The following is a 23,535-nucleotide window of genomic DNA, read 5'->3' as shown; positions in this document are numbered from 1 at the left end:
AAGGATGAAGCAAAGAAAAGTACCGCTCCGCAAATGCGTAGCCTGCCAGGAAATGATGCCCAAGAAGACGCTGATCCGGATTGTGCGTTCCCCGGAGGGCGAGGTGTCGATCGACTTAACAGGCAAAAAGTCAGGCCGCGGCGCTTATCTCTGCGGCAAGACGGAATGCTTTAAGCTTGCTCATAAATCACGTGCACTGGATCGGGCACTTAAAGCTCCGGTTGGTAACGAGGTTTACGAACAGCTCGCTCGCGATTTCTTGGCCGTCGAGGATGAATTCCTTGCTGCTCAGGCTCGAGAAGAGGATGAAGATGAATAAGGCCCAGCCGTTGTCCGGTCTTGGTCTCGCCATGCGAGCCGGTAAGCTGGTGACTGGGGACGAACTCGTCCTGAAATCGATTCGTTCAAGAGAAGCCAAGCTCGTCATCGTTGCGGGAGATGCTTCCGCCAATACACAGAAGAAATTCCGGGACAAATGCGGGAGCTACAACATCCCGCTGATCATCGGATTTGACCGTGAAGCGCTCGGGAGAAGTGTTGGCAAGCCGGAACGGGTTGTTCTGGCGATCACCGATCCAGGGTTTACCGAGATGATCCGCAAAGCGATCTTGAAAACATCGGAGGTGGAGTATATTGAGTAAACAAGAAAAACAAGATAAGCTCAGGGTGTATGAATACGCCAAATCGCTCAATATGAGTAGTAAAGAAATTATCACAATTCTTAAGCGTCTAAATATCCCGGTTAACAACCACATGAGCGTCATGGAGAATGATGCTGTAGCCCGTGTGGAACAGTTCTTCAAGGATATTAAAAGCAACGCGGCGGCGAAACGAGAAAGCTCGGGACGCAACGATTCCTCTGCCAAATCGCCGGCATCGGCTTCCGCAGGAGGAAGCCAAACACCGAAAGCTACAGCCGGAGAATCATCCGGTCATCGCGGAGATCAGGGACGCGGCGCAAACGCACCCGTAAAAAACCAAAATCAACAGGAAAAGCAGGTAAGCATGAATAATAAACCAAAAACTAACCAAACCAATGCAGGTGGCAGTACGGCAGTTCAAGAAAGATCGAGCCGTCCAAACGGCGGCAATCATCAAAACTCTCGTCCCCAAGGCCAAGGCGGTGGGAACACCTCAGGTGCGAACCGGAACCCGCAAGGGAACCGGGGAGCCGGGCAAGGCGGCCAGCGGAATGATAGCGGCCAGCGCCCAGCCCAAGGCCAAAACGGCGGCGGAAACCGCAGCTTTGCACCAAGCAACAATTTAGGCGGTGGAAACGGCAGCAAAGGACAAGGACAAAGAAAAGGGAATAACAACGGTGGCAAGAACCAAAGAGGTTACGATGATAACCGCAATGGCGCCAATTTCAAAAATAATCGAGGCGGTAAAGGCGGACGCGGCAAAGGGGCTCCGCAGCAGCCTCCACGCGAGAAGATCGACAATACGCCGAAGAAGATTATCGTCCGCGGCACGATGACGGTTGGCGAAACCGCCAAATTGCTGCATAAGGACGCTTCCGAAGTCATCAAGAAGCTGATGCTGCTCGGCGTCATGGCCACTATTAACCAAGAGCTTGACCTTGATACGATCCAGCTGCTGGCAAGTGACTTTGGCGTTGAGGTTGAAGTGAAAATTCCGGTGGAAGAAGACCGGTTTGAAACGATTGAAGAGGTTGACGATGAGGCGGATCTGAAAGAACGTCCACCTGTCGTTACGATCATGGGTCACGTTGACCACGGGAAAACGACGCTGTTGGACGCTATTCGTTCCACGAATGTCACCGGCGGCGAAGCCGGCGGGATCACGCAGCATATCGGGGCATATCAAGTCGAAATCAACGGCAAGAAGATTACGTTCCTGGATACGCCAGGCCACGAAGCGTTTACAGCGATGCGTGCCCGCGGTGCCCAGTTAACGGATATTACGATTATCGTCGTTGCTGCGGATGACGGCGTGATGCCGCAGACGGTCGAAGCGGTGAACCATGCGAAAGCAGCAGGCCTGCCAATTATCGTTGCGGTTAACAAGATCGATAAACCGGAAGCCAATCCGGATCGAGTGAAGCAAGAATTGACCGAGTATGAGCTTGTACCGGAAGAATGGGGCGGCGACACGATTTTCGTCAACGTCTCTGCGAAGCAAAAAATCGGCTTGGAAAACTTGCTTGAAATGATACTGTTGGTAGCCGAAGTGAACGAGTACAAAGCGAACCCGGATAAACGCGCTCGCGGTGCAGTCATCGAGGCTGAGCTCGATAAAACTCGCGGCCCGGTAGCTCGCGTATTGGTACAACACGGAACATTGAAGGTCGGCGATGCTTTTGTTGCAGGGAACTGCTTCGGCCGCGTCCGCGCGATGGTTAACGATCGTGGACGTCGGTTGAAAGAAGCCGGTCCATCGACGCCGGTGGAAATTACCGGTCTGACCGAGGTGCCGCAAGCCGGCGATCCGTTTATGGTCTTCGAAGACGAACGCAAAGCGCGGTCGATCGCAGACAAACGGGCCACGATGCAGCGTCAGTCCGATTTGGGTGCCAATACTCGCGTGACGCTGGATGATCTGTTCCGCCACATCAAAGAAGGCGAAATCAAGGATCTCAATGTGATCATCAAAGCCGACGTACAAGGTTCGGTTGAAGCACTCCGAGGTGCACTCGAGAAGATCGAGGTCGAAGGCGTTCGCGTCAAGATTATCCACAGCGGTGCTGGTGCGATTACCGAATCCGATGTCATCTTGGCGGCGGCTTCGAACGCGATTATCATCGGGTTCAACGTCCGTCCAGACAATCAAACGAAAGCGACCGCGGAACAAGAGAAGGTTGATATTCGCTTGCACCGCGTCATTTACAACGCAATTGAAGAGATTGAGCAAGCGATGAAAGGGATGCTTGATCCGGTTTATAAAGAGGCAGTTATCGGTCACGCGGAAGTCCGTAATACGTTCAAGATCAGCAAGGTCGGAACGATTGCAGGTTGTATGGTGACTTCCGGTAAAATTACCCGTTCGGCGGAAGTCCGCTTGATTCGTGACGGCATCGTCGTATACGAAGGCAAAATCGATTCGCTCAAACGTTTCAAGGACGACGCGAAGGAAGTTGCTCAAGGTTACGAGTGCGGGATTACCTTGGACAATTACAACGATATTAAAGAAGGCGACGTGATCGAAGCGTTCGTCATGGAAACTGTTGAACCGAAGTAAGGTGGGTGTCTAAAATGGCCAAAAATCGTACCGGCCGCGTAGGCGAACAGATTAAGAAAGAACTAAGCGTGCTCATCCAGAGTGAACTGAAAGATCCGCGCATCGGTTTTGTCACGGTGACCGGAGTCGATGTGACAAATGATTTGTCGCAGGCCAAAGTTTACCTCAGCGTATTTGGCGACGAGGAGCAGAAGAACGAATCCTTAAAAGGGCTGGAGAAAGCGACCGGCTTCCTGCGCACTGAAATCGGCAAACGAATTCGGCTGCGCCACACACCGGAGTTGATTTTCAAAATTGACGAATCCATCGCTTACGGCAGTCGGATTGAGAAGCTTCTCGGCGAAATTACGCAAGAGCACAAAGAATGAAATATGAAGGGAATCGATAACTCGTCATGAGTAATGGAGATTCCCAAAGGAGACGGCAATGCAGACGACCTATGAAAGGGATCTGAGTCAGACGAAGGAGTTCCTGACTCAGAATGATCATTTCCTAATTGTGTCGCATGTTCAGCCAGACGGTGACGCAGTCAGTTCCACCCTAGCGGTGGGCTGGCTTCTGTCATGTCTGGGTAAAAAATTCGTGATGGTCAACGAAGGCCCGATCCCTAAACGGATGCATTATTTGTGGCATGCAGATGAGATTCTCGATTTGTCGGTGACATCGCTTGACCGCAAATTTGATTATGTGATCTGCGTGGACTGCGCTGACTTCAAGCGGGTTGGCAAGACCCATGAATGGTTTGCCGAAGGGGCACGCCTGCTGAACATCGACCACCATCCGACCAACGATCTATACGGGTTGGTGAACCTTGTTGTGCCCAATGCGGCGGCGACCGCCGAAATTTTGTTTGACCTAATCAACTATATGGATCTTCCGTTGGATCAGACGATCGCAACGGTGCTTTATACCGGACTATTGACAGATACCGGCGGGTTCCGGTACTCCAATACATCGCCCAAGGTGATGGCGGCTGCCTCCAAATTGCTAGAGTACGGCGTAGACGGTCCCGCTTTATCCGAATTGCTGCTAGAGCAAATGACGCTTCCGCAGCTGCGTCTGCTGACTCGGGCTTTAAATGGACTTCAGCTGACGGAAGACGGGAAGATTAGCTGGGTATCGGTGACAGATGAGGACCTGCAGGCGACTGGCGCCGTTCACGAGGATATGGAAGGCATCGTCAATTATCCGCGGAATATTCAAGGGGTCGAAGTAGGCCTGTTGTTTAAGGTCATTAACGAACAAGCCATCAAGGTGAGCATGCGCTCGGCGGGAAAAGTCGACGTGGCTAAGGTGGCTCAAAGCTTTGGCGGCGGCGGTCATGTCCGGGCCGCTGGAGCTCGCGTAGAAGGGACTCTGGACACGGTTGTCCCTAGAGTGTTGGAACAAGTGAGGCTGCAGCTATGAACGCATACGAAGGCATTTTGCCGATCCACAAGCCAGCCGGTTTTACATCGCATGACGTGGTTGCCAAATGCCGGGGGATTTTGAAAATGAAGCGGATTGGCCACACAGGTACGTTAGACCCAGCCGTCACTGGAGTATTGCCTCTATGCCTCGGCCGCGCAACGCGAATGGTGGAGTATTTGCAGGACTTGCCGAAGGAATACGAAGCAACCTTGGTGCTCGGCGTGGCGACCGATACTGAGGATATGACCGGCGAAATCATCGAACAGGTGAATGAGGTTCGGGTGACGGAAGAGGACGTTCGGCTTGTATTGTCCCGGTTTGTTGGTACAATCTCGCAAATTCCGCCGATGTATTCGGCGCTGAAACAAGACGGGAAACGTCTTTATGAACTGGCACGGGAAGGGAAAACCGTGGAGCGCAAGCCCCGGGAAGTGACGATCTATCAATTGGAGCTGATTTCGTTCCATCCAGAAGGACCGCATCCGCGGATCTCTTTTCGCGCGTTATGCTCCAAAGGAACTTATATCCGTACGCTCTGCGTTGATATCGGACGTGCACTCGGCGTGCCTGCGGCGATGACGGAGCTAAAGCGGACGATGTCGGCGGGAATCACGGAGTCACATTGTCTGACGCTGGATGAGGTGGCCCGCCACGCGGCAAACGGATCGCTGCAAGAATATTTACTGCCGGTCGATCGAGCGGTGCAGCATTTACCGGCTCATACCGTTGCTGCCGAGAAGGTCAAGGCGGCATTGCAAGGTCAGCGGCTGTCCCCCTCAGTGGTAACTCCACCGGTTAAGCGAGGAGAAACCCTGCGGTTGTACAGCCCCGAACAGCAATTTTTAGGCATATTCCGGGTAGAAGAGGGAGCGAAGGCTGTAAAGGCGGTTAAAGTGTTTCTACCCGAGTAGCCTTAAGAAATGCGCATTCCGAGGGAAATTGCAGGTGAGACGATCATGGAAACGATACATTTATCCTATCCACTTAATGAACGATTTATAGAACAACATACCCGCCCGCAAGTGCTGGCGATCGGCCAATTTGACGGCCTTCACCTGGGACATGCCAGCGTGATTAATTCGGCTGTCCGGTTGGCAGGCGAACTCGGTCTTCCTGCCTCCGTCATGACGTTTCATCCCCATCCGAAGGAAGTTATGAAGAAAGGCGATTATGACGGATATTTGACGCCGCCGGAGGAGAAGGAACGTATTCTGCGCGAGATGGGCGTGGATTACGTATATATCGTTGAGTTTAACGACGCTTTCTCGCGTGTAAGTCCGCAGAACTTCGTTTCCGGCATCCTGGTGCCGTTGCAGGTGCACACTGCGGTAGTTGGCTTTGACTTCCGTTATGGCTACCGGGGCGAAGGGGATGCGAGCATGCTGCGTGAATTAAGCGGCAATGTCCTTGACGTGCACACCGTACCTCCATTCCTGATCGACGGGGAGAAGGTCAGCAGTTCAGGGATTCGCAAAGCGCTGCAGGAAGGGAAGATTGAGCAAGCGAATCGTTGGCTCGGACGGACGTATACGCTGCGAGGGACCGTCATGCACGGCGAGAAACGCGGCCGTCAGCTCGGCTTCCCTACCGCCAACCTGAAGCTGGCGGAGCATTATGTCGTCCCGGCCAGCGGAGTCTATGCCGTACGAGTGACGCACGAAGGAACGACTTATTCCGGAGTGATGAACGTTGGAGTGAAGCCAACCTTTCATGAGAACGGCAAAATCTTTTGGCTGGAAGCCCATCTGTTTGAGTTTTCCAGCGAGATTTACGACGAAAGCCTATCCGTGGAATTGGTTCACTATATTCGGGAGGAGCGCAAGTTCGGCTCTCTGGATGAGCTGATTGCTCAAATTGGACAGGACGCGGAAACGGCGAAACGATTGCTGAAAGATTCCTGAGAACCCTACCGATCCGGCATTTACTTTGCCCATCGGCTGTGGTATACTATGTAACGTTGTCATGCGGAAGAACATGTTTTTTCCAATCGGCAGCGAGAACCTTGGCTTGGTTGCACGGTTTCACCGCCGACGACGAGGCTAACGGCGATTTGAGATAAAGGAGGTGAACAGGATGGCATTGACTCAAGAACGTAAACAACAATTGATCCAAGAGCACAGAACTCATGAGTCCGATACCGGATCCCCTGAGGTGCAAATTGCTATCCTTACGGAGAACATCGTGAATTTGACGGACCACTTGCGTACACACAAGAAGGACCATCATTCCCGTCGCGGTCTTCTGAAGATGGTTGGTCAACGTCGTAAGTTGTTGGCTTACTTGAAGAACAAAGACGTAAATCGTTACTCCGCTTTGATTGAGAAACTTGGATTGCGTCGTTAATTAAACAAGTTTGTACAAAAGCAGCCTAGTTGCATGGCGGACGCTGGCGAAGCGTGTGGTGTGCAGCCGGGTTGCTTTTTACAAATTAGGCTTTGTTGCGATAAGCTTCCATGAAGAGCTCCGTCAGGAGCTTTTGTTATGAGGACATTCTTCTCTTGTCAACGCCGCTTCTCATTATGAATTGGTGAAAAGCAGGAAATAATGAACTCAGTACCGAACTTGTATTGGTGATAAGGAGGGATTTCATGCAGACTGAAGTGAGAATGGATTTGGGAGGAAGACCTCTCATTCTGGAAACCGGCCGATTAGCGAAGCAAGCGAATGCGGCGGTCATGGTCCGCTACGGCGATACGGCGGTGCTTTGTACGGTTACGGCTTCTTCCGAACCTAAGGATTTGGACTTTTTCCCGTTAACCGTCAATTATGAAGAGAAACTGTATGCAGTCGGTAAAATTCCCGGCGGCTTTATTAAACGGGAAGGACGTCCAAGTGAAAAAGCGATTCTGGCCAGCCGTTTGACCGACCGTCCAATTCGTCCGCTCTTCCCGGAAGGTTTCCGTAATGATGTGCAAATCGTAAACCTGGTCATGAGTGTGGATCAGGACTGCGAACCGGAAATTGCCGCCATGATCGGGACTTCTGCTGCGCTGAGCATTTCCGATGTTCCGTTTAACGGGCCAATCGGAGGCGTAGCTGTAGGCCGGGTAAACGGGGAATTCGTCATTAACCCGGACGTAGCCCAGCAGGAAGCGAGCGACATTTACGTCGTGGTTGCCGGCACGAAGGACGCTATCATGATGGTAGAAGCGGAAGCGAACGAAGTTCCAGAAGAAGTGATGCTGGAAGCCATTATGTTTGGCCATGAAGAGATCAAACGGATCGTTGCCGTCATTGAAGATCTCGTAAAAGTCGCCGGTAAAGAGAAGATGCAAGTTCAATTGCATACGGTAAATGAAGAAGTGAACCGTGAGGTTCGTGCTTATGCCCAAGATCGATTGATTGAAGCGGTGAAGATCGCTGAGAAGCATGCTCGTCAGGATGCGATTGACGCGATTAACGACGAAACGGTAGCTCATTTCGAAGAGAAATACATAGAAACGCCGGAGCTGCTCGCCGATGTGAAGGAAGTACTTCACGACATCGTTAAGGAAGAAGTGCGCCGGTTGATCACCCATGAAAAAGTACGCCCTGACGGTCGTAAACTGGACGAGATTCGTCCAATTGAATGCGATATCAGCCTGCTGCCACGTACGCATGGCTCCGGTCTGTTCACGCGCGGGCAAACGCAAGCGCTAAGCATCTGTACCCTTGGAGCATTGGGCGATGTTCAAATTCTCGATGGGATTGACCTCGAAGAGTCGAAACGCTTCATGCACCACTATAATTTCCCGCCGTTCAGCGTTGGCGAAGCTCGTCCATTACGGGCTCCAGGCCGCCGCGAAATCGGTCACGGCGCATTGGGCGAACGCGCGTTGTCGAAGGTGATTCCGCCGGAATCCGAATTCCCTTATACGATTCGTCTCGTATCGGAAGTGTTGGAATCTAACGGTTCGACCTCGCAGGCAAGCATTTGCGCCAGTACGCTGGCGATGATGGATGCAGGCGTACCAATTAAAGCTCCGGTTGCCGGGGTTGCGATGGGTCTGATTAAAGACGGCGAACATGTATCGATCTTGACTGACATCCAAGGGATGGAAGATCATCTTGGCGATATGGACTTCAAAGTGGCTGGTACTGCGGAAGGTGTTACCGCTATCCAAATGGATATCAAAATTGACGGCATTGACCGGCAAATTTTGTCCGATGCTTTGAAGCAAGCGAGAGAAGGTCGACTGTTTATCTTGTCCAAAATGATGGAACGGATCCAGAAGCCGAAGGAGCATCTGTCCCCTTACGCGCCGAAGATTACGATCATGCAAATCAATCCGGACAAAATTCGCGATGTTATCGGAGCCGGCGGCAAGATCATCAACAAGATCATCGAAGAAACCGGCGTGAAGATCGATATCGAGCAAGATGGCCGTGTGTACATCGCTTCTACCAATGAAGAGATGAACAACAAAGCGCGTTCGATCATTGAAGGGATCGTTAAAGAAGTGGTGGTCGGCGAGATTTACGTCGGGACCGTCAAACGGATCGAGAAATTTGGTGCATTCGTCGAGATTTTGCCGGGTAAAGACGGCTTAGTGCATATTTCGCAACTCTCAACGGAACGCGTCGCCAAAGTTGAAGACGTTGTGGCGATCGGTGATACGGTAACGGTGAAAGTGACCGAGATCGACAACCAAGGACGGATTAATCTTTCCCGCAAAGCGGTATTAACCGCCGAAACGGACAAAACTCCATCCAAATAAATTTATAATCTATCGACGCAGGCAACCCTTGCGGGAAAAGAGACAGAATAATTAAATTCTGGCTCTTTTTTATTGTTTTCGCATATCCCTAGGCTTGTCAACATATGATGGGGACAAAAACCGTTTAAGGGGATGAGCTGTTAGCATGGGGCGGAACAAGTTTGCAGTCATCGCGATCTGCATTGCGTTGATGATGATATTGGGGCAGTTTGCCGGCATTCGGGCTTTTGTTGCCAAAAGCTCGGGAGAAGACAGCTACGCTTTTCGCCTGATTCATGACTTGACCGGTGACTTGGGCGCTCAGGACCAGCCTGACCCGGCTAGCGGCGGGACAGCGAAGGATACGGATCCGTTGCTGGCCAAGATCCGGGAAGAGGCGGAGAAGCAGCGGATCGAGCCGATTGACGCGGTGGTCGACCGGGTCTGGAAAGCGATTCCCGGCTATAACGGTCGAGAGGTAGATATCGAACGTACCTACGAGAAAGCCAAATTGTTGCCGGAGGGCGCGAACATCGAGTATGTTTATCGGGAGCTTCGGCCAAAGGTAAATCTCGAGGATCTAGGGCCGCAGCCGATTTACCGGGGGAACCCAAACAAGCCGATGGCAGCGCTCATGATCAATGTCGCTTGGGGGAATGAATACCTGGTGCCGATGCTGGATACGTTGGATCAGCAGAAGGTCAAGGCGACCTTTTTCCTCGATGGCAGCTGGCTGAAGAAGAACGGGGAGCTTGCGGCCGAAATCAAACGGCGCGGCCATCAAATCGAAAACCACGCCTACTCGCATCCGAATATGAGCCAGCTGGAACAAACGCGGGCACGGTTGGAGATTTCCAAAACGAGGGAGCTGCTGAAGGAGAAGCTTGGCCTGGAAAATCGCTGGTTCGCTCCGCCTTCAGGCGATTATAATATGCAGACCGTCAAGCTGGCGGCAGAGCAGGGGCTGAAGACGGTTTTGTGGACGGTGGATACCGTAGATTGGAAAAATCCGCCCGCAACCAGCATCGTGAGTAAGATTAGCAATAATGTAGGGCCGGGATCGCTGATCTTGATGCATCCGACGGCGTCCAGCCGCGACGCGCTGGAAGGGATGATTCAGGCCATCCGCAGCAAAGGGTTGGTGCTCGGAACCGTGGAACAAACGCTGTCGCCGGACCGAGTGGAAGTTCCTGTGCCGTAGAGTTGAGCTTTCCGCCTTTTTTTGGTAGGATAGGGATGCATTTATTAACGACGCTAACCAACGCATCGCATAACATTTAGGAGGGCCTTTCGTGAAGAAAACGCAATTGAAAAACGGCCTTCGGGTAGTCATGGAGAAGATCCCAACGTGCCGTTCGGTCTCGTTCGGGATTTGGGTCAAAACTGGCTCCCGCAATGAACGCCCTGAGCGGGGCGGAATTTCGCATTTTATCGAACACATGCTGTTTAAAGGGACGGAACGCTACAGCGCCAAGGACATCGCAGAACAGTTTGATGCGATTGGCGGCAACGTTAACGCGTTTACGTCCAAGGAATATACCTGTTATTACGCGAAAGTGCTGGATGAGCATTTACCGATTGCGGTTGACGTGTTGTCCGACATGTTTTTCCGTTCTTTGTTCGATGCGGAGGAGCTGCGGAAAGAGAAAAACGTCATCGTCGAGGAAATCTCCATGTACGAAGATACGCCGGATGATATGGTCCACGATCTTGTAACGCAGGCAGCCTACGGGGACCATCCGCTGGCTCTTCCGATCCTAGGGACGGAGGAGAAGCTGCGCGCTATGGAATCTGAGCACCTGCGAGAATACATGCGTGAGCACTATACGATCGAGAATACGGTCATTAGCGTGGCAGGGAATATCGATGAACAGGTGATTGACCTGCTGGAGCAATATTTCGGTGATTTTTCGAATCGGGGAAGCTCCAGTCCATTGGCTGCGCCTGAGTTTTTGGGCGGATTGAAGTTCCACCGCAAGAAGACCGAGCAGAACCATATTTGCTTGTCATTCCCCGGATTGCCGATCGGGGATGAGAAGCAGTATGCGATGGTGCTGCTGAACAATGCGCTTGGCGGCGGCATGAGCTCGCGACTCTTTCAGGAAATCCGTGAGAAACGCGGGTTAGCCTACTCGGTTTACTCGTATCACAGCTCGCACGCTGACAGCGGACTGTTTACGGTGTACGCGGGAACCGCGCCGCGTCAAACGAAGGAAGTGCTGGATTTGACCAAGGAGATCCTGCACGATGTGTCGGTGAACGGGATTACTCCAAACGAGCTAAGCAAGGGGAAGGAACAGCTGAAGGGCAGCTTGATTTTGAGTTTGGAAAGCACCGGAAGCCGCATGAACCGACTTGGCAAAAATGAGCTGATGATCGGCAAACATTATTCTTTAGATGAGATGATCGCCCGTATCGAGGCGGTGACGATGGACGATGTCAATCAGGTATTAAAGGGCATGTTTAGTCATCCATTCTCGCTCGCCATGGTGGGATCGTCTGATCGCGTGATATCGGGAGTTAGGAGAGATGAGCTTGTCGTTTGAAGTGCAAATTAATCGTTTGGCAGGAAATGAAGATATTGAGCTGCCGCGTAAAATGTCGGAGCTGGCTTCCGGCTTTGACCTCTACGCCGCCGTTACAGAGGAGCTGACGCTCCAGCCGGGGCAACGCGCCCTCGTACCGACCGGGATCGCTATCGCGATGCCCGGCGGCTTAGAGGCGCAAATTCGCCCGCGCAGCGGGCTGGCGTTGAAGCACGGGATTACGTGCCTGAATACGCCAGGCACCATCGACGCGGATTACCGCGGCGAAATCAAGGTGCTGCTGATCAATCTCGGACAGGAACCGTTTGTGATCCGGCGGAATGAACGGATTGCGCAGATGGTATTCCAGATTGTTCCCGAGGTGAACCTGGTGCAGGTAGACAAGCTGTCGGAGACGGTTCGCGGCGCCGGCGGGTTTGGGCATACGGGCACGAAGTAAGACGCTAGGCGCGTTCAACCAGAACGGCTTAAAGATAAGGGTAATAAGGTTCCTATTATCGGTTAGGAGAAGGTTTTGGCCGGAAATAGTGGACTTTATTACCCTTTTTTCTTTCTTCACGTTCGAAAGTGGCTCATATGTCGGGTTCAACTTTAAAATAAGGTCTAATATGTCCTCTATACTTGGACGCGTCCATACACCATACTGGACGGCTTTTTTGTTAATTGCTTGAATTCGCTGCGGCAACGATTTCTTTCAACTTTTCCAACTGGGCATCTCTCCCTGGACAATGTATTGACGTGTTGCAGGAACATAAATATCCGGTTCTAAGGTCGTATGGTAGGTCAATGGTTGATCCGGACGAGACAACGCAGAAACTCTTTAATAACCACCGAGTTTCCCCTGTATTGTTTCGTAAGTCTACACTTACGTGCTGAATCTTCTTCTCCTGTACTTCCTCAAAGAAATTATGCAGTGTACTTAAAGAAAATAAGCTGCGTCCAACTTACAAGTATTCATCCGAAATAGCCCCAAGGATAATGTCTCATCGATCTCATAGCTAACGGGACGATCTCCAGTAGGAAATGGCGTCCACAAGTCAAGGATTTGACCGTTATCAAACGATAAATTGAAATCGATGTGTTGCTGCTCCCGTTCCACTTTGACATGAACCGTACTGTCGTGAATCACCCGGAGATGCTCCAGCAAGAGTGGATGGGTCCAGCAAGGGAATACTCATCATTTTTAACCAATGTTCATTTTCAGTTGGTAATACAATCCGCTTTCATCTCATCTGGGGTTAAGAGACTACTCCCTGCAGGATTCGATTCATTCATTTGTTGGATCGGTGTGGTTGAGGGTTCAGCCTCAGACGTTTGCCGTTTCGATGTGGATGCAGCTATAGATCCTGCAACAAGCAAGATCAACAGAATAACCAAAAAAATCGCATCAATCCCAGATCGAGTTCAATAGACTCTACCGCCTGTAATAATATGGGATACATCCTACAAAATTGCTGGAAAGGCTTGCTATGACGATATTCACATCGTCAGCTTCGCAACGCATTCTAGACTTTCACCACTTCGTAGGCCGCGGCATAGGATGGTCTATACTGTGTTGCTTGGAAGGAGTGCCGTCTAAGAATGCTGACCGGAATCACAATTGTATTCCTCGGTGGGGATGCCCGGCAGGTGGAGGTCATCAACAAATGTGTCGAGCTGGATGCTACAGTACGGGTTGTTGGATTCGACCGATGGGAAACACCCCTTAAAGGAGTCTCGCAGGAGACGTTAAGCCCCGGCTTGCTGGCCGGCGCGGACGTAATTATCCTTCCGGTAATCGGTTGCGATGATCACGGTGTCGTCCCGGCGCCGTTCTCTGCAGAACAACTGGTCATTAAACGGGAATGGTTTGCCTCCGTCCGAACAAGCACGCTGGTCTATACCGGTATTGCCAAGAGCTTCCTAAAGCAAATGGGCGAGGAGCACGGCTTCCGGATCATCGAGGTGCTCGAACGTGATGACGTCGCCATTTATAACTCGATTCCAACGGCGGAAGGCGCAGTAATGATGGCGATTCAGAACACGGACATCACGATTCACGGTTCGAACTGTATCGTACTTGGGATCGGGAGGACAGGGTTTACGCTGGCAAGAACGCTGCAAGGTTTGGGAGCGAATGTGAGGGTAGGGGTACGTCGTGAAGCTGATGTGGCCAGGGCGGTGCAAATGGGCTGGAAGCCTTTTGTGACAAGGGATTTGGCCGCCAACGTAGGGGATGTTGACTTGATTTTTAACACAATTCCGACTATGATAGTCACAGCGCAAATCATCTCGAAACTGCCCCGTACGGCGGTGATTATCGACCTGGCTTCGGCGCCTGGTGGAACGGATTTCCGTTTCGCCGAGAAGCGCGGAGTGAAGGCGATTTTAGCCCCTGGCCTCCCCGGAATCGTCGCTCCCAAATCGGCTGGAATTATTATGGCGAACACGATTTGTCAGTCGATTATGGATGAGTATCAATCACGGGGGGATGAACAGTGAATTGGCAGGGTAAAACGGTAGGTTACGCCATTACGGGCTCGCATTGTACGTTTGCTGAAGTAATGCCACAGATCCAACGATTTATTGACGGAGGGGCGAAGGTTGTGCCGATCATATCCCAGTCGGTACTGACGACCGACACCCGTTTCGGTAAATCGGAGGATTGGCGCAAACAGTTGAAAGATATTACCGGGAATGATATTATTTCTTCAATTGTCGAAGCCGAACCGCTGGGTCCAAGCAAGCTGCTGGACGTGTTGGTTATCGCTCCTTGCACGGGAACGACGACGAGCAAACTGGCGAATGCGATAACGGATAGTCCCGTATTGATGGCCGCAAAAGCCCAGCTGAGAAACGGGCGACCGCTTGTCATTGCGGTGTCGACGAATGACGGTTTAGGTTTTAATTTGGCAAATATCGCAAAATTAATTGTGGCCAAGAACGTATATTTCGTACCGTTTGGTCAAGACAATCCGATCGGCAAACCGAATTCGCTCGTAGCCAATATGGAACTGATTCCTGAAACATGTTATGCCGCGCTTGAAGGCAAACAGCTGCAACCGTTAATTATCGAACGTTTTCATGGATAACGTTGCGCAGCCGGCATACCATGTATGAAGCACTGTTCGGGTTGTTTCACGCCGTGATCTTTACAGGACGGACTCAATATAGGTGGGAAGTATCGGAACAAATTGCTCAAAGGCGCAGCATGGAATGCCGTATACCATCGCGGAGATCATTGCGGCGAAGGGGTATGTTTTCGAAGCTCTGGGTTCGTTAATCTTGCTATTACTAACGGAATGAAGTCATCGCTTTACTCCGCACTTATTAACTGGAGGAATATCCATGCGCATTTTGGTGCAAAAATTCGGTGGCACGTCTCTTTCGACGAAAGAAGCGAGAGAACATGTCATCTCACACGTACGCCGGGAACTGGATAACGGTTTCCGGCTCGTCGTGGTGGTTTCGGCTATGGGCCGAAAAGGGGATCCTTACGCGACGGACACCTTGCTTGATTTGGTGTCTGAAGGGGATTGCTATTTACCCCCTCGCGAACAAGATTTACTGATGGCTTGCGGCGAAATTATTTCTGCAGCCAAGCTGTGCAGCTTGCTAGCTGAGCAGCACATCTCTTCGGTCGTCTTGACTGGAGCTCAAGCTGGATTCCGAACGGACAGCCAGTTTGGCAATGCGAGAATTCTGGATATCGTTCCGACACGGGTACTGGAAGAACTGCAGCAGAAGGATGTCGTGATTGTGACAGGGTTTCAAGGTCAAAATCAAGACGGCGACTTCACAACGCTGGGGCGCGGAGGCAGCGATACGTCGGCTACGGCGTTAGGGGCTGCATTACACGCCGAAATGGTTGATATTTATACCGATGTGAACGGGATCTTAACTGCGGATCCCCGGATTGTCGAGGATGCGAAGCCGCTGGAATACGTCAGCTACGCAGAAATCTGCAACATGGCGCATCAAGGGGCTAAAGTTATTCATCCCCGCGCTGTAGAAATTGCGATGCAAGCAGGAATTCCGGTACGGGTTCGCTCGACTTTTTCGCAAGGGGAAGGAACATTGGTTGCTAACCCCGAAGGTTTTAAGGACGTACAACTGGGGATTGTGGATCGTTACGTGACTGGGATTGCCTATGTGGCGAACGTGACGCAAATCCGGGTGGAATCCGTTGGCAACGGCCCACATCATCTACAGCTGCAAGTTTTTAAATCCATGGCAGAGAACGACATTAGTGTTGATTTTATTAATGTGACCCCAACCGGTGTCGTTTATACGGTCTTTGATAAAGATTCGGCGAAGGCAGAAGCGGTGTTGAGATCGCTGGACCTTTCACCGCAAATATGCACGGGATGCGCCAAGGTGTCCGTCATCGGCGGCGGTATTAACGGCGTTCCTGGAATTATGGCCAAGATCGTTGAGGCTCTGACCGAGCAGGGTATTCAGATTCTGCAATCGGCTGATTCGAATACTACGATTTGGGTTTTGGTGCGGAAGGACGATATGGTGCAGGCGCTGCGGGCGTTGCATGCGAAGTTCGAACTGGGCCGCTAACCAGGCAAGTGAATTCATCGCTTAAGGAAATCGAAGGCATACTGAGAAGACGGCAATAAATAAGCGAAGCGGGAGACGGGAGGAGGATATGGCGTGATTGATTTCGGAAGAATGATTACAGCCATGGTAACGCCTTTTAATGATCAAGGAAAAATCGACTGGGACCAAACCGCAAGCCTGATCGACTATTTGGTGGAGGAGCAGCAATCTGACAGTTTGGTCGTAAGCGGAACGACGGGGGAGTCCCCTACACTAACGGATGAAGAAAAGCTTGAGCTGTTTGCCTTCGCGGTGAAACATGCAGCCGGACGCTGCAAAATTATTGCTGGCACAGGAAGCAATGATACTGCTCATTCCGTTCATTTGACGCGTGAAGCTGAAAAATGCGGAGTAGACGGAATTTTGCTGGTCGCTCCGTATTATAATAAGCCGAATCAGGAAGGCCTTTTCCGCCATTTCGAAGCGATTGCGGCTGTAACCAGCCTGCCGGTTATCGTGTACAACGTGCCTAGCCGTACAGTTGTCAGCTTGAGCGTGGAAACGACGCTGCGGCTGGCGCAAATCCCAAATATCGTGGGGACCAAGGAATGCGCGCCTCTGGATCAGGTTGCTATGATCGTTGCCCAGGCGCCGGAGCATTTTAAGGTTTATTCGGGTGATGATGCCTCGGCACTTCCGGCGATGGCGGTCGGAGCTTACGGTGTCATTAGCGTGGCCAGCCATGTCGCAGGCCGCTCCATCAAAGAAATGGTTGCACAATTCTTTAATGGGAACGTAGAGCGGGCAAGCCAGTTGCATCGCGAGCTTCTGCCGTTATTTAAGGTGTTGTTTGAATGCCCGAATCCAGTAGCCGTGAAGTATGCATTAAATGAAACCGGCCATCCAGTAGGAACGGTTCGTTTGCCGCTGGTGCCGCCAAGTGAACAAGAAGCGCAGCGGATTCGCAGCTTCCTCAAATAGCTGCTGTCTATCTTTGAATAACCAGATATGTGCTGTATTCCCAGAAACCGATGTCTGATTTGCAGGCATCGGTTTTTTTGTCGTGGCACAAGGTAAGGTTAGACGTAGGGAAAAGCGCTGACTTGTTTTTTGCCAATTTAATCATGTATAATGAGTTCAAGTGACTGGGTGCGGTGAATTATGAATTAAATGGCTTGTTTAAGAAGTTGGCTTCTGCCAGTGTAAGCGAGTACGGAGAACGTTTTACCAGACCGCTTGGTATGGATGAAGCTGTGGATTTTACCAGAACTTGATTGAACAACCATTTGATATGACTTTGAGAAACGGCGAGTTCGTCTTGATCAAGGCGATTGTTTATTCCTGCAATTTACAGGCTTTGGAATTTAGATGTAGCGGTTGGAGCTATTTCCATAGGAATTTTCGATACGACGTCCATAATAATTAGGAGGGTTAGATTCACTTGTCTAAAAAAATAAATAATGAGAAATTGACGATTTTCGCATTGGGCGGCGTCGCAGAGATTGGGAAGAACATGTATGTCGTTCAATATGCCAATGACATTGTTGTCATCGACTCCGGACTTAAGTTTCCGGAAGAGGACATGCTCGGCATCGACATCGTCATTCCCGATATCACTTACTTGACGGAGAACCGCGATAAAGTAAGAGGCATCGTGCTGACGCACGGCCATGAGGACCATATCGGCGGTTTGCCTTACGTGCTGAAGAACTTAAACGTTCCAGTCTACGGGACGAAATTAACTTTAGGTTTGGTTGAGAACAAGCTGAAGGAAGCGGGACTGCTCGGCGAAACGAAACGCGTATTGATCAATGCCGATTCCGTGATTGAGCTTGGAACAACAATGAAAGCTTCATTCTTCCGGACGAATCATAGTATTCCGGATTCGGTGGGTGTATGCATCGAAACTCCGGAAGGGAATGTTGTTCATACCGGTGACTTCAAATTTGATCATACCCCAGTCAATGATCAATATGCGGATTTGCACCGAATGGGCGAAATCGGGAAGAATGGCGTGCTAGCGCTGTTATCCGACAGTACTAATGCGGAGAGACCGGGCTTTACGCCATCGGAGAAGAATGTTGGCATCGTACTTAGCGATATTTTCCATAAAGCGAAGCAACGCGTAGTTGTGGCAACCTTCGCTTCCAATGTTCATCGGATTCAGCAAGTCATCGATGCGGCACACGCAACGAACCGGAAGCTGACCATCATTGGCCGCAGTATGGTGAACGTGGTGACAATCGCGGAAGAGTTAGGGTATCTGAACGTACCGGACGGAATCATCATTGAGCCGGAAGAAGTTAACAAGATGGCTGCAGATCGCGTTGTCATTTTGTGCACTGGCAGCCAAGGTGAACCGATGTCCGCCTTGACGCGGATGGCTCGCTCGACGCATCGCAAGGTTGATATTCTTCCAGGCGACACGGTTATCATCGCGGCAACACCGGTACCGGGTAATGAGAAGTACGTAGGCCGGACGATTGATGAATTGTTCCGTCTCGGAGCAGAAGTCATTTACAGCGGATCGAATTCCGGTGTTCACGTTTCGGGTCACGGCAGCCAGGAAGAGCTGAAGCTCATGCTGAACCTGATGCGGCCGAAATATTTTATTCCGATCCACGGGGAATATCGTATGCTGCGGAAGCATGCTTTGCTTGGGGAGTCGGTTGGTATTGATCCGGACAATATCTTCCTGATTGATATCGGGGATACGATTGAGATTCAGAACGGTGTAGCTCGCAAAGCTGGGAAAGTACCTGCTGGTAATGTGCTCATCGACGGTCTTGGCGTAGGCGATGTCGGTAATATCGTATTGCGCGACCGCAAACTGTTATCCCAAGACGGGATCCTGGTTGTGGTTGTCACGCTGAGCAAGCAAGACGGAACAATTGTATCCGGACCGGATATTATCTCGCGCGGCTTCGTTTATGTACGTGAATCGGAAGGCTTGCTGGAAGAAGCGAACCGTATTGTCTCCAGTACACTGGAGAAGCTGATGAGCGAGAACGTAAACGAATGGGCTTCGTTGAAAACCAACGTGAAGGATGCCCTTGGCCGATTCTTGTATGAGCAAACGCGCCGCAGACCGATGATCTTGCCGATCATCATGGAAGTATAATGATGAATTAACTAACTTAAGCACACAGTCGCCCCTTTCCTGCCGGTTATTATGGACGGTTTCCGCAGGAAAGGGGCTTTTTGTCGTTTTCATGCGATATGGCGTGAGGTTCCTGATTTGAGGTCTCTCTTGCATAGATTGAAGAAGGTTGTCGGCATACTAAGGGCTGCATAGAGCAACGAGACTTCGTCGGATTGCCGACACCGAAAGGAAGGCTTAATCATGAATAAGGACTTAAGCAAATCAAGCGTTCGCAGTGAATCTGAACTTCCGCCAACGACCGAACCGGAGAAAAAAGAAGCCACAGTTCCAGAAATGATTCAGCAGCTCGGGCAAACGGCGGTGCCTACTCCCGGTGAATCGAATGTGTATTGCTTAACGATCATTGGTCAGATCGAAGGGCATTTAGTGCTTCCGCCGCAAAACAAGACAACGAAATATGAACACGTTATTCCTCAATTAGTGGCAGCGGAACAGAATCCGCGGATTGAAGGACTGTTAATTATATTAAATACCGTAGGCGGCGATGTGGAGGCGGGGCTTGCCATTGCAGAGATGATATCTTCCCTGTCCAAGCCTACCGTCACGGTTGTTATCGGCGGCGGACATAGCATCGGTGTTCCGATTGCTGTGGCCTCCGATTATTCCTTGATCGCAGAAAGCGCCACGATGACCATCCATCCGATTCGCATGACCGGGCTCGTGATCGGAGTTCCTCAGACTTTTGAGTATATTGAGAAGATGCAAGAAAGGGTCGTGCGTTTTGTAACAACCCATTCGAAGATATCCGAGGAGAAGTTCAAGGAGCTGATGTTTAAGACGGGGGAATTAAACCGGGATATCGGTACAGCAGTTGGCGGCAGCGATGCAGTGAAGTATGGGCTAATTGATGCCATCGGCGGGATTGGGGATGGATTAGCGAAGCTGAATTCGATGATTGAATCGAAGCGACAAGCGAAGCAAGCAGGAGGGATAACCCAATGACGCATTATACGATCTTGCCGGAGGAGGCTTATTGGGAGAATGCCGAAAACCAGGCGGCGTACGGTGAAATCGAACTGAACGGAGTGCTGATGCAGGTGCGGATGGAGGAAGGCAATCGGGCGACCATCGTACGGCTGCTGCGCTGCCGACTGGAGGATTATTTGAACCCCGATCTGGCGCCCGGGCGGCAAATTACATTTTACCCCACGTTATTAAAGTGAGAATCTATGCCGGCTACGGCATCTTTTCTAGGCCCCCCTCGGTGAATATGGTATAATATTCATCTAGGGGGTGTTTTCGTTTTGCCACGGAAACGGAAGAAGAGGAAAGCTGCGATCGGCAGCATACTGAAATACGAAATATACGGAATCATCCTAATCACTTTATCGATTATCGCCTTGAGCGGGGAGGCTGCCGTAGGAAGGACGCTATCGAAAATGGCTGCGTTGATCCTCGGCAAATTTTATTTTGTGATCCCCTTAATTGGCATTTACATAGGCCTAGCTGTCATGATCAACCGGAAATGGCCAAATCGCTGGAACGCCCGCCGCAGCGGTGTGCTGTTGGCAGTGTTAGCACTGACGCTGATGAGCACCATCTCGGCTATGCAGCATAAGCTGGCGCCAGCCGTGCCTTTATCTACAGGTAATGTGCTGGGCCAGATTCACCGCGATCTGCAAGCAGCGTTGTTCCAGCCTGCGGTGAGCGATGCCGGCATCAGCCTGCTGGGCCTGGATATTAGCGGCGGCTATGTCGGTGCACTTGAATTTGCTTTGCTTTATTCTCTGTTTGGCATGGCCGGTGCGAAGCTGATTATGATCGTGCTGTTGGCGATTAGCTTCATGCTGGTGACCGGATTATCGTATGTGGATTTATTCCGAATGCTGAATTCCCGATTGGCCGTGCTGGCCGAAAACTTCGGAAAAAAAATGCGCATGCTGCGTCCGATCCCCGTGCGGAACAAAGCTAAACGAGCGGTGAAGAAGGCAGAGCCTGTGGTTACCACTTATGATGATCCGGAGGATGAAGAATCTCCTCTCGATGAAGAAGCAGTGCCTGCCGCAAGCAGTAAGAAGCCGGTATTTTTCCAGCTGCTGAACTTCAAGGGAAGATCGGATGAACCAGTGGAGGCAGCGCCCATCAAAGATGAGGAGCCTGCGGTTGCGGAGTCTGCAGAGCAATCGGTGGATGCAGGAATCAACTGGAATGAGGTCAACTACATCGGCAGGGATGAGGACGAGTCTAGGAAGTCAGACGGATTCGCTGGCAGTGACACAGGGCCGATTATCCGTGATTTCTTCGACCACATTCAGCAGGAAAGCTTCCATCAAGATGAGGCACCCGATGAGGACGAACCTGGGCTGCATAGCTCTCTCTCTCCTAGCGTCCCATTCGAGGAAACAGCACAGGATGCACTTGATCCAGTAGGCGGGGATATCTCCGGGGATAATGATGAATCCGGGCTTGGGAATCCTGCAGCCGAAATGCTTGAGGGGGCTGATGAGGCTGAGGGCGACGGACAAGCTGCGGCACCGCCGCCTGCGCCTAAGCCCGCTCCGAAGCCGTACAAGCTGCCTTCGTTCCGGCTTCTGTCGAAACCGGCTGGGGCAGGGAAGTCCGGTGATCAAGCGGATTATATGCAAACTGCGCGGAAGCTGGAAGCTACGCTCGAAAGCTTTGGCGTACGGGCTCGGGTGTTGGAGGTCGTACGCGGACCTGCGGTAACCCGTTACGAAATTCAGCCGGATATCGGCGTGAAGGTCAGCCGAATTGTTAACTTGACAGACGATATCGCTTTGGCTCTTGCAGCGAAGGATATCCGGATGGAAGCACCGATTCCAGGGAAATCTGCGATTGGCATCGAGGTGCCGAACAACGAGGTCTCGCTGGTGACGATGCGCGAGGTGATGGAGACGCCAACGTTTATGGAGGCGGAGTCTAAGCTAAGCATAGCGTTTGGGCGAGATATTTCCGGTCAAACAATCGTGGGCAATCTGGCGAAGATGCCTCACTTGCTGGTGGCCGGGGCTACCGGCTCCGGGAAGTCGGTGTGCATTAACGGCATTATCACCAGCATTCTGTTCAAAGCGAAGCCGGATGAAGTGAAATTTATGATGGTCGATCCGAAAATGGTCGAACTTAATGTGTATAACGGTATTCCGCATCTGCTCACTCCGGTTGTGACCGATCCGCGGCGCGCTTCACTAGCGCTGAAGAAGATCGTGGTGGAGATGGAGAAACGATATGAGTTATTCTCCAAATCGGGAGCGCGGAATATTGAAGGCTACAACCAAATGATGGCGGACCAACCTGAGGCGGTGTTGCCGTATATCGTGGTGATTGTCGACGAGTTAGCGGACCTCATGATGGTTGCAGCCAGCGATGTCGAGGATGCCATCGCTCGTTTGGCGCAGATGGCCCGGGCGGCGGGGATCCATCTGATCATCGCGACGCAGCGGCCTTCGGTAGACGTCATCACCGGCGTAATCAAAGCCAACATCCCGTCACGGATCGCGTTTGGCGTATCGTCTCAGGTCGATTCCCGAACGATTCTGGATATGGCTGGTGCCGAGAAGCTTCTAGGCCGCGGGGACATGCTCTATATGCCGATGGGCGCGTCTAAGCCGATCCGGGTGCAGGGGGCGTTTATGAGCGACCAGGAGGTCGAGGCGATTGTAAACTATGTGCGGGGGCAAGGCCAAGCCGAATACGACGAAAGCCTGGTACCTGAAGTGGATGAAGAAGTACAGGAGACCGAAGAAGTACAGGATGAGCTCTTTGATCAAGCCGTCCAAATCGTACTGGAAGCCAAGCAAGCCTCTGTTTCCTTGCTGCAACGACGGATGCGGGTTGGGTATACTCGTGCTGCGCGTCTGATCGACTCCATGGAGGCGCGAGGAATTGTTGGGCCATATGAAGGCAGCAAACCGCGGGAAGTGTTAATGTCCATCGATCAATATAAAATGGGAAGGATCTCTTCTTGATTCTGTAGAATCGAAGGGGGCCTTCCCTTTTCTTTAATTCGTCTAGCTTGAACCTTATGGGTGCATAGGAAGGGACAACGGTTGTCATA

Annotated in this window: 21 protein-coding genes; 20 read left to right on the top strand and 1 reads right to left on the bottom strand. The window is 51.4% G+C overall.

The window, feature by feature from the left end; all coding sequences use genetic code 11:
- The first annotated feature begins 4 nt into the window (after positions 1-4).
- From rnpM to dut, 12 genes are all read left to right on the top strand, one after another.
- Positions 5-319 (top strand): RNase P modulator RnpM, encoded by a 315-nt coding sequence (rnpM, locus tag C812_RS09270; protein WP_016312404.1) that lies wholly within the window; start codon positions 5-7, stop codon positions 317-319.
- Complete coding sequence (locus tag C812_RS09265; RefSeq protein WP_016312403.1) at positions 312-641, top strand: L7Ae/L30e/S12e/Gadd45 family ribosomal protein; 330 nt, start codon at positions 312-314, stop codon at positions 639-641. The genes rnpM and C812_RS09265 overlap by 8 nt, the downstream gene beginning before the upstream one ends.
- On the top strand, positions 634-3,198 hold the full coding sequence (gene infB / locus C812_RS09260) for a translation initiation factor IF-2 (protein ID WP_016312402.1): 2,565 nt from the start codon (positions 634-636) through the stop codon (positions 3,196-3,198). Before C812_RS09265 ends, infB begins: the two co-directional genes overlap by 8 nt.
- Positions 3,199-3,212: 14 nt before the next feature.
- Positions 3,213-3,566 (top strand): 30S ribosome-binding factor RbfA, encoded by a 354-nt coding sequence (gene rbfA / locus C812_RS09255; RefSeq protein WP_009223052.1) that lies wholly within the window; start codon positions 3,213-3,215, stop codon positions 3,564-3,566.
- Positions 3,567-3,624: 58 nt separating this feature from the next.
- Complete coding sequence (locus C812_RS09250; RefSeq protein WP_016312401.1) at positions 3,625-4,605, top strand: DHH family phosphoesterase; 981 nt, start codon at positions 3,625-3,627, stop codon at positions 4,603-4,605.
- Entirely contained in the window at positions 4,602-5,519 is a 918-nt protein-coding gene (truB, locus tag C812_RS09245) for a tRNA pseudouridine(55) synthase TruB (protein ID WP_016312400.1), read from the top strand. The genes C812_RS09250 and truB overlap by 4 nt, the downstream gene beginning before the upstream one ends.
- A gap of 45 nt (positions 5,520-5,564) precedes the next feature.
- The gene (locus tag C812_RS09240) at positions 5,565-6,509 is read left to right on the top strand and encodes a bifunctional riboflavin kinase/FAD synthetase (RefSeq protein WP_036625003.1); all 945 of its coding nucleotides are present in this window, start codon (positions 5,565-5,567) and stop codon (positions 6,507-6,509) included.
- A gap of 172 nt (positions 6,510-6,681) precedes the next feature.
- Positions 6,682-6,951 (top strand): 30S ribosomal protein S15, encoded by a 270-nt coding sequence (gene rpsO / locus C812_RS09235; protein ID WP_009223056.1) that lies wholly within the window; start codon positions 6,682-6,684, stop codon positions 6,949-6,951.
- Positions 6,952-7,196: 245 nt separating this feature from the next.
- Positions 7,197-9,305: a polyribonucleotide nucleotidyltransferase gene (gene pnp / locus C812_RS09230; RefSeq protein WP_016312398.1), complete on the top strand. Its 2,109-nt coding sequence runs from the start codon at positions 7,197-7,199 to the stop codon at positions 9,303-9,305.
- Between the two features lie 145 nt (positions 9,306-9,450).
- Entirely contained in the window at positions 9,451-10,485 is a 1,035-nt protein-coding gene (locus tag C812_RS09225) for a polysaccharide deacetylase family protein (RefSeq protein WP_016312397.1), read from the top strand.
- A 91-nt stretch (positions 10,486-10,576) separates the two neighbouring features.
- Positions 10,577-11,830: a M16 family metallopeptidase gene (locus C812_RS09220; RefSeq protein WP_016312396.1), complete on the top strand. Its 1,254-nt coding sequence runs from the start codon at positions 10,577-10,579 to the stop codon at positions 11,828-11,830.
- Positions 11,820-12,269, top strand: a complete 450-nt coding sequence (dut, locus tag C812_RS09215; RefSeq protein ID WP_009223060.1) for a dUTP diphosphatase — start codon at positions 11,820-11,822, stop codon at positions 12,267-12,269. Before C812_RS09220 ends, dut begins: the two co-directional genes overlap by 11 nt.
- A 480-nt stretch (positions 12,270-12,749) precedes the next feature.
- Here dut and C812_RS22535 read toward each other — a convergent pair whose 3' ends face one another.
- On the bottom strand, positions 12,750-12,977 hold the full coding sequence (locus tag C812_RS22535) for a hypothetical protein (protein WP_167669308.1): 228 nt from the start codon (positions 12,975-12,977) through the stop codon (positions 12,750-12,752).
- Between the two features lie 434 nt (positions 12,978-13,411).
- Here C812_RS22535 and dpsA point away from each other — a divergent pair, with 434 nt between their 5' ends.
- From dpsA to C812_RS09170, 8 genes are all read left to right on the top strand, one after another.
- Positions 13,412-14,311, top strand: coding sequence for a dipicolinate synthase subunit DpsA (dpsA, locus tag C812_RS09205; RefSeq protein WP_016312394.1), 900 nt, complete (start codon positions 13,412-13,414; stop codon positions 14,309-14,311).
- Entirely contained in the window at positions 14,308-14,901 is a 594-nt protein-coding gene (locus C812_RS09200) for a dipicolinate synthase subunit B (RefSeq protein WP_016312393.1), read from the top strand. Before dpsA ends, C812_RS09200 begins: the two co-directional genes overlap by 4 nt.
- A gap of 256 nt (positions 14,902-15,157) precedes the next feature.
- Positions 15,158-16,378 carry an aspartate kinase gene (gene dapG, locus C812_RS09195; RefSeq protein ID WP_016312392.1) on the top strand — a complete coding sequence of 407 codons (1,221 nt, stop codon included), beginning with the start codon at positions 15,158-15,160 and terminating at the stop codon, positions 16,376-16,378.
- 93 nt (positions 16,379-16,471) lie between these two features.
- The gene (dapA, locus tag C812_RS09190) at positions 16,472-17,338 is read left to right on the top strand and encodes a 4-hydroxy-tetrahydrodipicolinate synthase (RefSeq protein WP_016312391.1); all 867 of its coding nucleotides are present in this window, start codon (positions 16,472-16,474) and stop codon (positions 17,336-17,338) included.
- Between the two features lie 460 nt (positions 17,339-17,798).
- Positions 17,799-19,478 carry a ribonuclease J gene (locus tag C812_RS09185; protein WP_009223067.1) on the top strand — a complete coding sequence of 560 codons (1,680 nt, stop codon included), beginning with the start codon at positions 17,799-17,801 and terminating at the stop codon, positions 19,476-19,478.
- Positions 19,479-19,700: 222 nt separating this feature from the next.
- Positions 19,701-20,462 carry a ClpP family protease gene (locus tag C812_RS09180; protein WP_016312390.1) on the top strand — a complete coding sequence of 254 codons (762 nt, stop codon included), beginning with the start codon at positions 19,701-19,703 and terminating at the stop codon, positions 20,460-20,462.
- Complete coding sequence (locus C812_RS09175; RefSeq protein ID WP_016312389.1) at positions 20,459-20,683, top strand: YlzJ-like family protein; 225 nt, start codon at positions 20,459-20,461, stop codon at positions 20,681-20,683. The genes C812_RS09180 and C812_RS09175 overlap by 4 nt, the downstream gene beginning before the upstream one ends.
- A gap of 81 nt (positions 20,684-20,764) precedes the next feature.
- Positions 20,765-23,446, top strand: coding sequence for an FtsK/SpoIIIE family DNA translocase (locus C812_RS09170; RefSeq protein WP_016312388.1), 2,682 nt, complete (start codon positions 20,765-20,767; stop codon positions 23,444-23,446).
- Positions 23,447-23,535 lie beyond the last annotated feature (89 nt).

The organism is Paenibacillus barengoltzii G22 (assembly GCF_000403375.2).
Lineage (GTDB): Bacteria > Bacillota > Bacilli > Paenibacillales > Paenibacillaceae > Fontibacillus > Fontibacillus barengoltzii.
This window is presented reverse-complemented; position numbering and strand designations above follow the sequence as displayed.